At 70.9% G+C, this 14,970-nt stretch carries 13 protein-coding genes; 1 reads left to right on the top strand and 12 read right to left on the bottom strand.

All coding sequences use genetic code 11. The annotated features are described in order from the left end of the window. Positions 1 to 10 precede the first annotated feature (10 nt). The 12 genes from ACFY1E_RS20345 to ACFY1E_RS20290 form a co-directional block, all read right to left on the bottom strand. Entirely contained in the window at positions 11 to 511 is a 501-nt protein-coding gene (locus ACFY1E_RS20345; RefSeq protein WP_389077700.1) for a hypothetical protein, read from the bottom strand. Then, entirely contained in the window at positions 484 to 1,755 is a 1,272-nt protein-coding gene (locus ACFY1E_RS20340; protein ID WP_389077697.1) for an MCE family protein, read from the bottom strand. The genes ACFY1E_RS20345 and ACFY1E_RS20340 overlap by 28 nt, the downstream gene beginning before the upstream one ends. Beyond that, complete coding sequence (locus ACFY1E_RS20335; protein WP_389077695.1) at positions 1,752 to 3,023, bottom strand: MCE family protein; 1,272 nt, start codon at positions 3,021 to 3,023, stop codon at positions 1,752 to 1,754. Before ACFY1E_RS20335 ends, ACFY1E_RS20340 begins: the two co-directional genes overlap by 4 nt. Next, positions 3,020 to 4,147, bottom strand: a complete 1,128-nt coding sequence (locus ACFY1E_RS20330) for an MCE family protein (RefSeq protein WP_389077692.1) — start codon at positions 4,145 to 4,147, stop codon at positions 3,020 to 3,022. Before ACFY1E_RS20330 ends, ACFY1E_RS20335 begins: the two co-directional genes overlap by 4 nt. Further along, entirely contained in the window at positions 4,144 to 5,124 is a 981-nt protein-coding gene (locus ACFY1E_RS20325; RefSeq protein WP_389077849.1) for an MCE family protein, read from the bottom strand. The genes ACFY1E_RS20330 and ACFY1E_RS20325 overlap by 4 nt, the downstream gene beginning before the upstream one ends. Before the next feature lie 260 nt (positions 5,125 to 5,384). Beyond that, a complete protein-coding gene (locus ACFY1E_RS20320) occupies positions 5,385 to 6,422 on the bottom strand; it encodes an MCE family protein (RefSeq protein ID WP_389077690.1) in 1,038 nt (345 codons plus the stop codon). After that, complete coding sequence (locus ACFY1E_RS20315; protein ID WP_389077687.1) at positions 6,419 to 7,654, bottom strand: MCE family protein; 1,236 nt, start codon at positions 7,652 to 7,654, stop codon at positions 6,419 to 6,421. Before ACFY1E_RS20315 ends, ACFY1E_RS20320 begins: the two co-directional genes overlap by 4 nt. Before the next feature lie 5 nt (positions 7,655 to 7,659). Continuing rightward, positions 7,660 to 8,463 (bottom strand): MlaE family ABC transporter permease, encoded by an 804-nt coding sequence (locus ACFY1E_RS20310; RefSeq protein WP_389077685.1) that lies wholly within the window; start codon positions 8,461 to 8,463, stop codon positions 7,660 to 7,662. A 3-nt stretch (positions 8,464 to 8,466) separates the two neighbouring features. After that, complete coding sequence (locus tag ACFY1E_RS20305; protein WP_099932182.1) at positions 8,467 to 9,237, bottom strand: ABC transporter permease; 771 nt, start codon at positions 9,235 to 9,237, stop codon at positions 8,467 to 8,469. Continuing rightward, positions 9,234 to 10,181, bottom strand: a complete 948-nt coding sequence (locus tag ACFY1E_RS20300) for an ABC transporter ATP-binding protein (RefSeq protein ID WP_389077683.1) — start codon at positions 10,179 to 10,181, stop codon at positions 9,234 to 9,236. Before ACFY1E_RS20300 ends, ACFY1E_RS20305 begins: the two co-directional genes overlap by 4 nt. Positions 10,182 to 10,735: 554 nt before the next feature. After that, complete coding sequence (locus ACFY1E_RS20295; RefSeq protein WP_389077679.1) at positions 10,736 to 11,749, bottom strand: sigma-70 family RNA polymerase sigma factor; 1,014 nt, start codon at positions 11,747 to 11,749, stop codon at positions 10,736 to 10,738. 234 nt (positions 11,750 to 11,983) lie between these two features. Beyond that, positions 11,984 to 13,000: a lytic transglycosylase domain-containing protein gene (locus ACFY1E_RS20290; protein WP_389077677.1), complete on the bottom strand. Its 1,017-nt coding sequence runs from the start codon at positions 12,998 to 13,000 to the stop codon at positions 11,984 to 11,986. Positions 13,001 to 13,085: 85 nt separating this feature from the next. Here ACFY1E_RS20290 and polX point away from each other — a divergent pair, with 85 nt between their 5' ends. Further along, on the top strand, positions 13,086 to 14,837 hold the full coding sequence (gene polX / locus ACFY1E_RS20285; protein WP_389077674.1) for a DNA polymerase/3'-5' exonuclease PolX: 1,752 nt from the start codon (positions 13,086 to 13,088) through the stop codon (positions 14,835 to 14,837). Positions 14,838 to 14,970 lie beyond the last annotated feature (133 nt).

Raw genomic sequence — 14,970 nt, 5'->3', positions numbered from 1 at the left:
CTGGGGCCCGTCAGCCCACGAACTCGACGTCGGACGTCAGCCAGCGCCCGCCCCGGTACACCAGGTCGAGCTGCAGCCGGTAGGTGCGCGCCTGCCCCTGGGGCGCGGCGGTGTTGGTGACCTTGCTGTCGGCGACCACCAGGACGCGGCCCGAGTGGGCGTCGGAGCGGACGATGCCGGCGTCCAGGACCTGCCCCTCGGAGACCGACTTGTTCTGGGCCACCAGCTTGGTCAGCTGTGCCGTCTGCGCGGTGAACTGCTTCTTGAAGTCACCGGTGGCGCCCTTGAGGACGTTCGCGCTGTCCCGGTCGTAGTGCCGGTAGTCGAGCGAGGTGAAGTTCAGCGCGGACTGGCGGGCCGCGGCCAGGAGATCCTGGCGCCGCTGTTCCGTCGCGTGCCGGTCGTGCAGGGCGAAGCCCAGCCAGCCGGCGACCGCGGCGGTGAGGACGGTCGCCGCGACCAGCCCCACCGTCAGGACCCTGTTCATGCCATCGGGCCGACGAGCAGCCATTGCCACGACTCCTTTCCGAACACCGTCTGCTGGCCGCCCGTCGAGCCGATCTCGACGGGCCTTCCGTCCGGACCGGTCGCGGTGCCGGTGTCCGGGTCGTACGGCGTGATGTACGCCGCCTGGTTCGCGCCGCCGGATGACCCACCGGGGGCGTTCTGTGCGCCGCGCACGGACGTCTTGCCGCCGCGCGGGGCGGTGCAGTGAGCGCCGGTGTTGGCCGCACGAGTGCTGGTGTCCGAGGGGTCGCGCCAGGTGGTGCCGTACCCCTTGGTGCACGGCGGCGGGTCGCCCGCGTTCACCACCAGCCCGAAGTGGGTGGTGCCGTCGCCCGGCACGACCGTGTAGCTGCCCGCGACCAGCGCCGGGAAGGTGACGAGGGCCTGCTCCACGCCGGGCAGGTGCGCCAGCGTGACCCGGCCGCCGCTGATCAGGTTGGCGAGCAGGACCGACAGGCCCGGGCCGGTCGACTTCAACAGTGAGTCGACCTGCTGCGCGGCCGGTGTCGCGTTGCCGATCACCTTGCGCAGGTCCCCGTCGCTCGCCTTCAACTGCGCGCTGAGCGCCGCCAGATCGCGCGCGAACGACTTGATGGAGGAGCCCTGGTCGGCCTGTGTCTTGAGGACCTTCCGCGAGTTCTCGATCAGCGAGATCGTCTCGGGCAGGGACCGGGACGCCGACTCCACCAGCGCGTTGCCCGAGTCGACCAGGCGGCTCAGGTTGGGGCCGGTGCCGTCGAAGGCCTTGCCCAGCTCGTCGACGGTGATCCGCAGATCGTTCTTGCCGACCGAGTTCACCAGCCGGTCCAGGCTGAGGACCAGGTCCGTCGTGGGCAGCGGCACGCGCGTGCTGCCGCGCGGGATGGCGCTGCCGTCGAGCAGGTACGGGCCGTGGGAGGTGCGCGGCTGCAGATCGACGTACTGCTCGCCCACCGCCGACCGGTCCGCCACCACGGCGAGGGTGTCCGCCGGGATGCGCGGACTCCCGTCCTTGATGTCGAGGGCGACCGACACGCCCCCGGAGCCGCTCAGCCGCAGCGCGCCGACCTTGCCCACGGGCACCCCGCGGTAGGTGACCTCCGCGCCGGGGAAGATGCCCCCGGAGTCGGCGAAGTCGGCCTGCACGGTGTAGCCGCGGCCCAGGACGTCGTCCACCAGGCCGGTGTACCGGGCGCCGACGTACGACACCCCGACCGCGGTGACGGCGGCGAAGGCCACCAGCTGGGCCTTGACCGTACGAGTGATCACGGCTGGACCCCCTTCAGCATCAGCTCGGCGAGCGCGAGGTCGATGCCCTCGGGCGGCTTCGCTCCGGTGGTGTAGCTGCTCGTGCACACCGGCGGGCACAGCGGCCCGCCGCCGCCCGACGGTGACGACGGCACGGACGGCGACGACGGCAGGCTCGGCGTGCTGGGCAGCGGGGCCGGCGTCGGGACGCCCGGGAGATCCGGGAGGCCCGGTGCGGTGGGGCTGCTTGGCGCCGGCGAACTGCCCTTGCCGTGGCCAGAGTTGCCGCCCGCCACGTTGCCGTACAGGTCAGCCAGATTGAGGTCCGCGGTGATGTGCAGGTTGACGTAGTCGCCCTTGACGGCGTCCATGGCGTTGCGCGGGAACGGATAAGTGGTCAGCAGTTCAAGGGAGTTGGGCAGGTCGTCGCCCGACTTGTCGAGCTGCTGCAGGATCGGCCGAAGCTCCCTGAGGTTCGCGACCGTGTCGTCGTGCGAGGCATTGACCACCTTGGTGCCCGCCTTGCCCAGCTTCGACAGGGCGGTGAGCATCTTCGTCAGGTTGCGCCGCTGGTCGGCCAGGACCTTCAGGGCGGGTGGCATGGTGTCGACGGCCTCCGCGATGGTCTTCTTCTCCTTGCCGAGCCGCCCCGCGAGCCGGTCCACGGCCTTGATCGCGCGGATGATGTCGGCCTTCTGCTTGTCCAGTCCGCCGACGAACGTGTCCAGCTCCTTCAGCAGTGATCTGACCCGGTTCTCCCGTCCGTCCAGGGCCTTGTTCAGCTCCACGGTGATCGTCTTCAGCTGGGCGACCCCACCGCCGTTGAGCAGGGCGGACAGGGCGGAGAGCACCTCCTCGACCTCCGGGTTGCGGCCGCTGCGGGAGAGCGGGATGCGGTCGCCGTCGCGGAGCCGGCCCACGGGGGCGGTGCCGGTCGGGGGTGCGAGCGCCACGTACTTCTCGCCGAGCAGACTGGTCTGCCGCAGCTCGGCGACCGCGTTCGCGGGCAGCTTCACCGAGTCGGCGACCCGCAGCCGTACGCGCGCGTGCCAGCCGTCCAGTTCCACCTTCTCCACCGCGCCGACGGTGACGTCGTCGACCTTCACCGCCGACTGCGGCACCAGGTCGAGGACGTCACGGAAGTCGACGGTGACGTGGTAGGCGTGCCCGTCGTCGGCCGCGCCGCCGGGCAGCGGGACGTCGTACCAGCCGTTGAACTCGCAGCCGGACAGCAGCAGCGAACCGACCGCCGCCCAGGCGAGTGTCCCGGCCCTGCGTCGGGTGCTCATGCGCTCGCCCCCAGGATCCCGCCGAGGGTCCTGTCGACCGTGCCGGTCACCGCGGTGCCCTGCGTGGGCAGTTCGGGCAGCGAGTCGAAGAGCTTCTTCAGCTGCTTGCAGTCGGGGTTCCGGCCGCCCGCGTCGCCGGTCGTCCGCAGGATCGAGCACAGCAGCGAGGCCGGGTCCTGCGCCTGCTGGGCGTTGTTGCGGGTGTCGAGGGTGCCGGAGGACGGGTTGTAGGCGTTGTTGAGGTTCGACAGGCCCGTGGGCGCCACCCGCAACAGCTCGTCCAGGGCGGCCCGCTGGGTGACGAGCACCTTGGTCACCTTGCTGAGGCCCTTCACGTTCGAGGTCAGGGACTTCTTGTTGTTCTTGACGAACGCGGACACGTCGGCGAGCGCCGTGCCCAGGTTCGTGAGCGCGTCCGCCAGGTCCTGACGCTCACCCGAGAGCTGCTGCGCGACGTCGGCGAGACTGGTGTTGAAGGACCGCACGCTCTTGTCGTCGGCCGCCAGTGACGCTGTGAACACCTGGAGGTTCCGTACCGTCCCGAACAGGTCCTTGCGGCCGTCGGACAGGGTGGTGACCGCCTGCGACAGGTCCTGGACGGTCCGGTTGAGGTTCGCGCCCTGCCCGCCGAGGTTGTCGGCGCTCACCCCGAGCAGCCGGGAGAGGGAGCCGTCCTTGTTGGCGCCCTTGGGGCCCAGGGCCTCGGCCGTGGTGTGCAGGCTGTCGAAGATCCGGTCCAGTTCCACGGGTACGGCGGTGCGGTTCTCCGGGATGACGGCACCGCTGTGCATGACCGGGCCCTTCCGGTACACCGGCAGCAGCTGTACATAGCGGTCGCTGACCACCGAGGAGTTGATGATCGCGGCCTGGGCGCCGGCGGGCACCTTGCGCCCGTGGTCGTACTCCAGCTCCACCCGCACCCGCTCACCCTCGGGCGTGATCTTCTTGACCTCGCCGATGCGGACTCCGAGGACGCGGACGTCCGAGCCGGGGTAGATGCCGACGGCGCGCGGGAAGTACGCGGTGACGCGCACCGGCTCGGGCCGCGGCCACAGCACATAGGTGAGGGCGGCGACCAGGGCGAGTGCGGTGAGCACCGCCAGGCGTCGCTTCAGTCTCTTCACCGGTTGCCTCCCGTCCGAGGTGTCACCGGAGCGGCGACCAGGTTCTGGACGTAGGAGTCGAACCAACGGCCGTTGCCCAGGGCGTTGGTGAACACCCGCACATACGGCGCCAGCAGCTGCACGCTGCGGTCGAGGCTTGCCTGGTTGCGTTCGAGCATCTGCACCACTCGCTTCAGGCCCTCGAGGGCGGGCCCGATCTCCTTCTCGTTGTCCTGGACCAGTCCGGAGAGCTCGATGCCGAGCGCGGCGGAGGTCTTCAGCAGCTTGTGGATCGCCTCGCGCCGTCTGCTGATCTCCCGGAACAGCTGGTCACCGTCCTTGACCAGCGCGGTGAAGTCCTTGGAGCGGTCGGCGAGCACGCCGGTCGTGCCGTTCGCGTGGTCGAGGAGCTCACCGAGGGCCTGGTCGCGGGAGGCGACCGTGCGGGAGATCTCCGAGAGGCCCTTGATGGACGCGCGCACCTCGGCGGGCGAGTCCTGGAAGGTGGTGGAGATGGTGTCCAGGGCCTTCGCGAGCCGCCCGGTGTCGACCTTCTCCGTGGTGGTGGTCAGGTCGCTGAACGCCTGCACGACGTCGTACGCCGGCACGGTGCGCCGCAGCGGGATCTCGCTGCCCGCCCTCAGCTGACCCGGGCCCTTGGGCTGCAGCGCGAGGTACTTCGCGCCGAGGATCGTCTTGATCCGGATCGACGCGCGGGTGTCGGTGCCGAGGCCGGGATCGCCCTTGACCTTGAAGGTGACCTTGACGTGGTCGCCGTCCAGGTCGACGGTCTCGACCTTGCCGACCTTCACCCCGGCGATCCGCACCTCGTCACCGGGTTTGAGCCCGCCGGCCTCCGAGAAGGCCGCGCTGTACGTAGTGCCGCCGCCGATGAACGGCAGGCTGTCGGCGTTGAACGCGGCCACGGTCAGCAGGGCGAGGACGGTGAGGCCGACCGCCCCGATGACCACCGGGTTGCGTTCGCGGAACGGGATCAGCCGGGGCCGCCGTATCCGTATGCGCGGCAGCCTGGGCGGGTCGATGCGCACCTTCATCATGGGCTGCGGGCGCGGTGCCGCCGGGCGCGGCTGTGGCAGCGACTGCGGCTTCGGGCGCCGCAGGCGGGGCGGGTCGATGCGCACCTTCATCAGCGGTTCCGGCTTCTGCGGCCGGGGCGCGCGCCTCGGCAGCCGTGGCCTCGGCAGCTTCGGCGGGTCGATGCGGACCTTCATCAGCGGTTCCGGGCGGGTCTTCCGGCTCACGATCCGCACCTCGCCCTCGCCACGTGCAGATCGGGGGTGAGCGCCTGCTTGGTCTTCGGCAGCACGATCCGGCCGTCGAAGTCGCAGAGGTAGAAGTTGAACCAGGAGCCGTAGGACGCGGTCCCCGTCAGTGCGTTGAGCTTGTTCGGCAGCCGCTGCAGGACGCCCTCCACGGTCTTCTCGTTGTCGTTCAGCGTGCCGGTGAGATCGGTCAGCCGTGCGATGTCGTCCTTCAGCGGCGGCCGCGCGTCCTTCAGCAGCCCCGAGGTGGCGTCCGTCAGATCGCCGATGCTCGCAAGCGACTGGCCGATGGGCTTCCGGTCGGCGGACAGCCCGGAGATCACCCGCCGCAGCTGCCCGATCAGCTCGGAGAAGCGGGTGCCGCGCTTGTCCAGCGTCGCCAGCACGGTGTTGAGGTTGTCGATCACCGAGCCGATCAGCTTGTCCCGGCCGGCCAGGGTCGTGGTGAGCGAAGCGGTGTGCGCCAGCAGGCTGTTCACGGTGCCGCCCTCGCCCTGCAGCGTCTTGATGATCTCGGTGGCGAGCTGGTTGACGTCCTGCGGACTGAGCGCCGCGAACAGCGGCTTGAAGCCGTTCAGCAGGGCGTTGAGGTCGAGCGCGGGCTGCGTCCGCCGCAGCGGGATGGTGCCGCCGGGCTTCAGCGGGGTGCCGTCGCCCGCGCCCTCCGTCAGGGCCACGTACCGCTGCCCGACCAGGTTGCGGTAGCGGATGACGGCGTGGGTGCTGGTGAGCAGCGGCCGGTCGCCGCCGACGGTGAAGGTGATCTCCGCCAGCGTACGGTCCTTGATCCGGATGCCCTGGACCTGCCCGACCCGCACTCCGGCGACCCGGATGTCGTCGCCCTTCTCGAGGCCGGTGACATCACTGAAGACGGCACGGTAGGTGTGGTCGGGCGTGAAGGAGAGGTTGACGATGGTGGCGGCGAGCAGGGCCGTCGCCACGATCGTCACCAGTGCGAAGAGGCTGAACTTGATGAGGGGAGCGGCGGTCTGCCGCGCTGCCGAGGTCCTCATACGACGCTCACCGCCGTCCCGCGCGCCATCGGCCCGAACAACAGCGTCGCGACCGGCGGCACCTCGTCGGCGGGCACCCCCAGCACGGGCGACACCAGCGAGCCGACGGCCCGCTGTTCGGCCCGGGTGGCGGAGACACCCTGCGGGCCGGACGAACTGCCCTTCCTGGAGCCGTCGTTGAGGTGGAACCCCGGCGCGGGCACCGAAGGATGCGGCAGATCACGGCAGTTCGGCCCGGACCGGTCGGCGTAGCGCGGTTCCTCACCGGGCTGGTAGGCCCCCTGCTGCCGTACGACCTCCAGCGTGATGTGCATCTTGCCGCCCCGGAACGCCTGCTCGGAGGCCTGCTCCTCGTGGACCAGGCCCGCGAAGAGGCACGGGTACTCAGGGGAGTAGCGGGCGAAGAGTTCGAGGGTCGGGCGGGAGACCTGCCCCAGGGTGATCAACCGGTCGCCGTTCTCGTCGAGGAAGTCCTGTGCGGTGCCTGCGGCGCCGGCCGTCGTGGTGAGGGCCGAGGCGAGCCTGTCCTGCTCCGCGACCAGCGTGCGGCTGGTGGTCACGGTGTTGCGGAGGATCTCCATCAGGTCCGGCGCCGCGTCGCCGTACACCTGGGCGACGTCGGCCAGCCGGGCGAAGTCCTCGGTGAGGGACGGCAGATGGGGATTGAGGCGGTGCAGATAGTCCTCCACACGCGTGAGGTTGTCGCCGATCCGGTCGCCGCGGCCTTCCAGGGCGGTGGCGAACGCGGAGAGCGTGGCGTTGAGCTTGCCGGGCTGCACGGTCCGCAGCAGCGGCAGCAGGTCGTTCATCACCTGCTGCAGCTCGATGCCGACGCGGGTGCGGTCCTGGGTGATGACGTCACCGGCGCGGATGGGCCGGGCCGAGGATCGGGCGGGTGCGACCAGGTCGACGTACTTCTCGCCGAACAGCGTCTTCGGCAGCAGCCGGGCCCGCACGTCGGACGGGATGTCGGCGGCGTACTCCGGCTTGAGCGCGATGTCGAGCGTCGCCTTGTGTCCGTCGGCGTGCACCGAGCGCACCTCGCCGACCAGCAGGCCGCGCAGTTTGACGTCGGCGCGCGGGTCGAGCTGGTTGCCGAGGCTGTCGGCCTCCAGGCTGATCCGTACGACCGGCGTGAACGCCTGCCGGTACACGGCGACGGACAACGACAGCAGCAGGGCGAGTACGGCGAGGAACACCACGCCGTACAACCGCAGTCTCCACACCCTCATACGGTTCACCCCGCAATCCGTACGGTCGTGTTGGCGCCCCAGATGGCCAACGAGAGGAAGAAATCAAGGACGTTGATCGCGACGATCGAGGTCCGCACCGCCCGGCCCACCGCGACGCCGACGCCCGCCGGGCCGCCGCTCGCGTAGTAGCCGTAGAAGCAGTGCACGAGGATGATCAGGACGGCGAAGACCAGTACCTTTCCGAAGGACCACAGCACGTCGACCGGTGGCAGGTACTGCTGGAAGTAGTGGTCGTAGGTGCCCGCCGACTGCCCGTAGTAGCCGGTGGTGATCGTGCGGGCGGCGAGGTAGGAGGACAGCAGCCCGATCACGTACAGCGGGATCACGGCCACGAACCCCGCGATCATCCGCGTGGTCACCAGGAAGGGCAGCGAGGGCACGCCCATGACCTCCAGGGCGTCGGTCTCCTCGCTGATCCGCATGGCGCCGAGCTGGGCGGTGAAGCCCGCGCCGACGGTCGCGGACAGCGCGAGTCCGGCGACCAGCGGGGCGATCTCACGGGTGTTGAAGTACGCCGAGAGGAACGCCACGAAGTTGGAGGTGCCGAGCTGGTTGAGCGCCGCGTACCCCTGGAGGCCCACCTCGGTGCCGGTGAAGAAGGACAGGAAGGCGATCACGCCGACCGTGCCGCCCACGACGGCGAGGGCGCCGCGGCCGAAGCTCACCTCGGCGAGCAGCCGCAGGACCTCCTTCTTGTAGCGGCGCACGGTACGGCCCGTCCACGCCAACGAACGTCCGTAGAAGGAGAGTTGACGGCCGAGCTCCTCCAGACTGCTGAACAGCGCCATGCCTCAACCCCTCTGCGGGACGACCTGGAAATACACCGCGGTCATCACGAAGTTCGTCACGAACAGCAACATGAAGGTGATCACCACCGACTGGTTCACGGCATCGCCCACACCCTTCGGGCCGCCCTTCGCCGTCAGTCCCTTGTACGAGGCGACGATCGCCGCGATCGCCCCGAAGACCAGCGCCTTGATCTCGGCCGCCCACAGGTCGGAGAGCTGGGCGAGGGTGGTGAAGGAGGCGAGGTAGGCGCCCGGGGTGCCGTTCTGCAGGACGACGTTGAAGAAATAGCCGCCGGCGACACCGACCACCGACACCAGCCCGTTGAGCAGCACCGCCACCACCATCGAGGCCAGCACCCGCGGTACGACCAGCCGGTGGATGGGATCGATGCCGAGGACCTGCATGGCGTCGATCTCCTCGCGGATCTTCCGGGCCCCGAGGTCCGCGCAGATGGCGGTGCCGCCGGCGCCCGCGATCAGCAGCGCGGTGACGATCGGCGAGGCCTCGCGCAGTACGGCGAGCACCGAGGCGGCACCCGAGAAGGACTGGGCGCCGAGCTGCCGGGTGAGGCTGCCGATCTGCAGGGCGATGACCGCCCCGAAGGGGATGGACACGAGCGCGGTCGGCAGGATGGTCACGCTGGCGACGAACCAGGCCTGCTGGATGAACTCCCTGGCCTGGAACGGCCGTCGCGGCATCGTACGGACGACGTCCAGCGCCATCGCGAACAGGTTCCCCGACTGCCGCAGTGCTCCGGTCGGCGACAGTCTCATACGTCCGCCACCGCCTTGCGGCGCCGCAGTTCCGCCTCCCGCCGGGCGATCGCCTCCCAGCGTGGTGGCCGGGTGATGCCCGGCCCCGGCAGCAGGCGGGGAGTCAGAGCCTGGCTGCCGGGTGTCTGCGCGGTCTCGCTGCCGCTGAGCGCGGCCAGCTCCTGCTCGACCTGGGCGGCGTCCTTCTCCTCCGCCATGCCGATCGGGCCCTGCATCCGCCCGTTCAGGAACTGCCTGACGACCGGCTCGTCACTGGTCAGCAGCTCCTCCCGCGGCCCGAACATGACCAGCTCGCGGCGGAACAGCAGCCCGATGTTGTCCGGTACCTGGCGGGCGGAGGCGATGTCATGGGTGACGATCAGGAAGGTCGCGTCGATCTGGGCGTTGAGGTCGACGATGAGCTGGTTGAGATAGGCGACGCGGACGGGGTCGAGCCCGGAGTCGGGCTCGTCGAAGAGAATGATCTCGGGATCGAGGACGAGGGCGCGGGCTAGCCCGGCCCGTTTCCGCATCCCCCCGGATATCTCACCGGGGAGCTTCTGCTCCGAGCCGATGAGTCCGACCATGTCCATCTTCTCCAGCACGATGCGCCGGATCTCGCTCTCGGACTTACGGGTGTGCTCGCGCAGCGGGAACGCGATGTTGTCGTAGAGGTTCATCGAGCCGAACAGCGCGCCGTCCTGGAACAGGACACCGAACAGCTTCCGCACCTCGTACAGCTCGTGCTCGCGCAGCCGGGTGATGTCCCGCCCCGCGATCTTCACGCTGCCCCGCTCGGGCTTCAGCAGCCCGACGAGCGTCTTGAGGAACACCGACTTGCCCGTCCCGGAGGGGCCGAGCATGACGGACACCTCCCCGGCGGGCAGCGTCAGCGACACGTCCTGCCAGATGACCTGGTGACCGAAGGACTTGGTCAGCCCTTCCACACAGATCTCGACACCCATCCGGTCCACCTCTCGGCCCGTGGAGCAGCTCCGACATCTGCTCTACGGGGAGGGGCGGGGGGTCCGTCGCGGGGAGGTGGATTTTTTTCTCAGGGGTGTGCGGGTGCCTGCGGCGGCCTTGGGCGGGGCGGGGCGCGGTCGGCGGGTCCTGGGGCGCTCGGGGCTGGGGGGCCGGCGGTTGGGCGTCGGGGTGGGGGGTCCGCGTGGGACGCTGCCGCTGCGCCCACCCGTGCCGCCCCAGCGGCACGACTGCCCGCAGCTGGGGCGGGATGGGGGGTGCCGGTGGTGCGACTGATCGCGGCTAGGGCGGCATGGACTGGCACTGGCACACGAGTGCTCGCAGCCAGGGCGGGACGGTGGGCGATGGCGGCGCGGCTGGCCGCAGCTACGGGGGCATGGACGGCGACGGTGGTGTGACTGGTCGCGGCCAGGGCGGCATGGACGGCGACGGCGGCACGAGCGTAGTTACGTCGGCGTCGGCGGCGCGGCTTCCCGGGGGTGCGGTGGCACGGCTGCCCGCAGTCAAGTCCGCTCCGGCGGTGCAGCTGCTGCTGTTACGGCAGCCCGGTCGGTGTCGGTGCCGGGAGCGAGGGCGGTGTGGACGGGACGGTGGGAGTCTTCGGGAGGCTGGGCAGGGTCGTCGTCGGGGTGGGGACGGCCGGTAGGGCCGACAGGGCGGGGGTGCTCGGCAGGCTCGGGACCTCGGGGACGGCGGGGACCGGGGACAGCGATGCCTTCGGGAGGGGCGGGACCGACAGGGGGAGCAGGGAGCCCTTGTGGGTTGTGCCGGTCGGCGGTGTCGATGCCGTCGACCGTTCGTGAGCCTTCGCGGTGGGCGTGCGCCCGGCGCTTGCGGGGCGTACCGTCTCGGCGGCCTTCCCGGGGGCGGGGGACGCGGCCGGCGGGGGAGTCGTGGCCGGGTGGCCGCCCTCCAGGGCGTACGGCAGGACGAAACCCGCCACCGCCAGCGTGGCCGCCGTCGACGCGGCCGCCACCGCCTGGGCCTTGCCACCCGCCCGCAGCCGCCCCCGCCCGAACAGGAACAGCACGAAGCCGAGCGTCCCGGCCAGCGAGGCGCGCAGCGTCCGCCGGGCCCGGGCCAGCAGCGACTCGACGGTCCGGTAGCTGAGCCCCATCCGCACCGCGACCTGGCTCACGTCCAGGTCCTCGGACTTCAGCCGCAGCGCCTCCGCCTGCCGTGCGGGCAGCTCACCGCTGCGCACCGCCAGCCACCTGGCCTCCGCCCGGTCGCACACGGCCTCCTCCACCGGGACCGGCCCGGGCGCGATCAGCGTAGGGCTGGTGCGGACCTCGGCCTCCCGGTTGACCTGCCGGTACCGGTCGACGCACAACCGCATGGTGACCGTCGTCAGCCACGCCCCGAGCCGCTCGTCGTCCAGATCCGGCCGCTCGGCAGCCCGCAGCATCGCCTCGTGCACCGCGTCCTCGGCGTCCTCCTGGCTCATCGACCTGCGCCGGGCCACCCTGAGCAGTTGCTCACGGTGGCTCCACATGCGTCGCCAACGCTCGTCGGCAGCTCTTGCCTCCGCAGGCATCTCCGTCGCCATGAGGGCCCCTTTGCGCTCACCGCCTGTGTCGCCTCCCCGGCCGGGCGCGTGACACCTGGCACGCACGCTCGCCGCGTCGCGATCGCACGCACCAGACGCCGTCCGCTGATCCGGCCGGTGACATGACAGGCGCACCCACCGGGTTCTCGTCCCAGCCCGGCGGATGGCGACATTACCGCCCGGTAGCGGCGGTTGTGGAGGGGGGAGCGGGCATCGAGTCCGCGCCGTTACTGGTCAGCCGCCGGTCAGCGGGAGGCCGCTGGGCAGCACGTTGTCGGTCGGCAGGGCGAGGGACGGGGTGGGCATCGGGGTGAGGGGTTGGGGTGAAGTACCGGCTGTCGGGTGGGAGTTGGACGGGGACGGAGAGGCGGGCACGGACGGGGTGGAGGCCGGCCGAGGGGACGGCTTCGGCGTCGGTTTCGGGGTCGGGGTGGGTTTCGCGGAGTGCGAGGATCCGGGACGCGTCGAGGGCCGTACCGACGAGCCCGTGGAGCCGTCCGGTACCACCGTGTGCCCCTCCAGGAAGTACGCGTACCAGGCCTTCACCGTGCGCAGATAGGCCTCCGAGTGGTTGTAGCCGAGGATCGCCCGGTCCAGCCCCGCCGGCTCGGACAGGTCCCCTCCGGCCGCGCACAGATAGCGCCCGGCCGCGAGCGCCGCATCGAAGACGTTGCCCGGGTCGGCCCGCCCGTCGCCGTTGCCGTCCGCTCCCCAGCGGGCCCAGGTGGACGGAATGAACTGCATCGGGCCCACCGCACGGTCGTACACCGCGTCCCCGTCGTACGCGCCACCGTCCGTGTCCGCTACGACGGCGAAGGCACCGCCGTCCAGACGCGGGCCCAGGATCGGCGTCACGGTCGTGCCGTCCGCTCTCACCCGTCCGCCTTCCGCCTGCCCCGACTCGACCTGCCCGATCGCGGCCAGCAGCTGCCAGCGCAGCCCGCAGCCGGGTGCGGTGCGAGCGAGCTCCGCCTCGGCACGGCGGTACGCGGCGAAGACCGTCGCGGGCACCGCGCCGCCCGCGACCGCCGGTGCCCCGTCCTCGTGGCCCGTGTGCTTGCGCGTGAGCGGGGGCAGCTCCGTGCGGTACGGGGCGTCGCCGGACACGCTCGGCCCGTGCCCGGCGGGCTGCGCCACCGGCGCATCCGGCCGTGCCGGGATCGTCCCCGGCGCCTGCGACGCGGTCAGCGCCGCCATCGCCGCCGCTGCCACCGCCGTACCCCTGACCCGCCTGACCCTGCGCCCTGTCACCTTGCGGTCCCCTCCCTGAGAACTCCTGTCATCTGCTCTACGGGGGAGGACGGCACGTCCGTCGCGGCATGCCTACCCTGAAGATGTGGCCCGGTCCAACGACGAGGTCGCCGCGCTGCTGCAGGAGTACGCGGACCTCATCTCGATCACCGGAGGAGACGCGTTCAAGGCACGCGTCTACGAGAAGGCTGCCCGGTCGGTCGGCGGCCACCACGCCGACGTCGCCACGCTCGACCTCAAGGGCCTCCAGCAGATCCCGAACGTCGGCAGGTCGATCGCCCAGAAGGTGCTGGAGTACTTCGACCACGGCAGCGTCTCCGCCGTCGAGGAGCTGCGCGCGAAGATCCCCGCCGGGGTGCGCCGGCTGACCGCCATCCCCACACTCGGCCCGAAGAAGGCACTGACGGTCTACGAGGAGCTGGGCATCTCCTCGGTCGAGGAACTGGCCGACGCCATCCACGAGGAGCGGCTGCGCGACCTCAAGGGCTTCGGACCGAAGACGGAGGAGAACATCCTCCACGGCATCTCGCTCCTGCAGTCCGCAGGGGGCCGCGTCCAGATCGACCTGGCCATGGACCTCGCCGACGACATCGTGACCGGCCTGTCGGCCGTGCCGGGCTGCCTGCGCTGCGCCTACGCGGGGTCACTGCGGCGGATGCGCGAGACGATCGGCGACATCGACATCCTCGCCGCGGCCACGAAACCGGCGCCGATCATGCGGGCGTTCACCGAGCTGCCGTACGTCACCGAGGTGATCGGCACGGGTGAGAAGAAGACGTCCGTGCGCACCAGCAAGGGCCTCAACGTCGACCTGCGGGTCGTACCGCCGGACTCCTGGGGCGCGGCGCTGCAGTACTTCACCGGCTCCAAGGCGCACAACATCCGCACCCGCGAACTGGCCGTGCACCAGAAGCTGAAGCTTTCCGAGTACGGGCTCTTCGACGTCGAGAGCGGCAAGAAGATCGTCTCCGAGACCGAGGAGGAGGTGTACGCCCGGCTCGGGCTGCCCTGGATCCCGCCGACGCTGCGTGAGGACCGCGGGGAGATCGAGGACGGGCTGCACGGCGAACTGCCCGACCTGGTGACGGAGGCGGACCTGCGCGGCGATCTGCACTCCCACACCGACCTCACCGACGGCCTCGCCCCGCTGGAGGAGATGGTGCAGGCCGCCGCCGAGCGCGGCTGGGCCTACTACGCGATCACCGACCACGGCCCGGACATGGCGATGCAGCGCATGACCGACGAGCGGATGCTGGCCCAGCGCGAGCGGGTGCGCGAGCTCGACGGGAGCTGCGCCACCCGGGGCAGGCGCGGCGGTCTGCGGCTGCTGCACGGTGTCGAGCTGAACATCGGCCCGGACGGCGAGGTGGACTGGCCCGGGGAGTTCCTCGCCGGGTTCGACCTGTGCGTGGCGTCCGTCCACTCGCACTTCAACCAGGGGCGCGAGGCCCTCACCCGGCGGATCGTACGGGCCTGTGAGAACCCGTACGTCAACATCATCGGTCACCCCACCACCCGCATCATCGGCAAGCGGCCCGGCATCGACGCAGACCTCGACGCGATCTTCGCCGCCTGCGCCCGCACCGGCACGGCCCTGGAGATCAACGCCCATCCGGACCGCCTCGACCTGCGCGACGAGGACATCCTGCGGGCCGGGCGGCACGGCGTGAAGTTCGCCGTCGACAGCGACGCCCACGCCGTCCCCCACCTGGCCAACATGCGCTACGGCATCGGCACCGCCCAGCGCGGCCGGCTCACCCGGGAGGACGTGATCAACACCTGGCCGGAGCGCCGGCTGCGGGGCTTCCTGCGGAAGGGCCGGCGGACGGAGCGGTGACCGGGAGGGACTAAGAGGCGTCAATTCCCGGTGGCCCGTGGGGGATTGACCCGTGGCGCGGTGCGGGGAGACCCGGCCTGGTGACGGTGGTCCACGACCCTTGGATGGCAGGTTCTGGTCAAGGCTTGTCCAA

This window comes from Streptomyces sp. NPDC001604 (assembly GCF_042893475.1).
In the GTDB taxonomy this organism is placed as follows: Bacteria; Actinomycetota; Actinomycetes; order Streptomycetales; family Streptomycetaceae; genus Streptomyces.
This window is presented reverse-complemented; position numbering and strand designations above follow the sequence as displayed.

Bases quoted from the DNA above. Each gene is read 5' to 3' on its own strand.
- ACFY1E_RS20300 (WP_389077683.1), bottom strand. From the start codon at position 10,181: ATGGGTGTCGAGATCTGTGTGGAAGGGCTGACCAAGTCCTTCGGTCAC.
- ACFY1E_RS20315 (WP_389077687.1), bottom strand. From the start codon at position 7,654: ATGAGGGTGTGGAGACTGCGGTTGTACGGCGTGGTGTTCCTCGCCGTA.
- ACFY1E_RS20295 (WP_389077679.1), bottom strand. From the start codon at position 11,749: ATGGCGACGGAGATGCCTGCGGAGGCAAGAGCTGCCGACGAGCGTTGG.
- ACFY1E_RS20305 (WP_099932182.1), bottom strand. From the start codon at position 9,237: ATGAGACTGTCGCCGACCGGAGCACTGCGGCAGTCGGGGAACCTGTTC.
- ACFY1E_RS20335 (WP_389077695.1), bottom strand. From the start codon at position 3,023: ATGAGCACCCGACGCAGGGCCGGGACACTCGCCTGGGCGGCGGTCGGT.
- ACFY1E_RS20310 (WP_389077685.1), bottom strand. From the start codon at position 8,463: ATGGCGCTGTTCAGCAGTCTGGAGGAGCTCGGCCGTCAACTCTCCTTC.
- ACFY1E_RS20320 (WP_389077690.1), bottom strand. From the start codon at position 6,422: ATGAGGACCTCGGCAGCGCGGCAGACCGCCGCTCCCCTCATCAAGTTC.
- ACFY1E_RS20345 (WP_389077700.1), bottom strand. From the start codon at position 511: ATGGCTGCTCGTCGGCCCGATGGCATGAACAGGGTCCTGACGGTGGGG.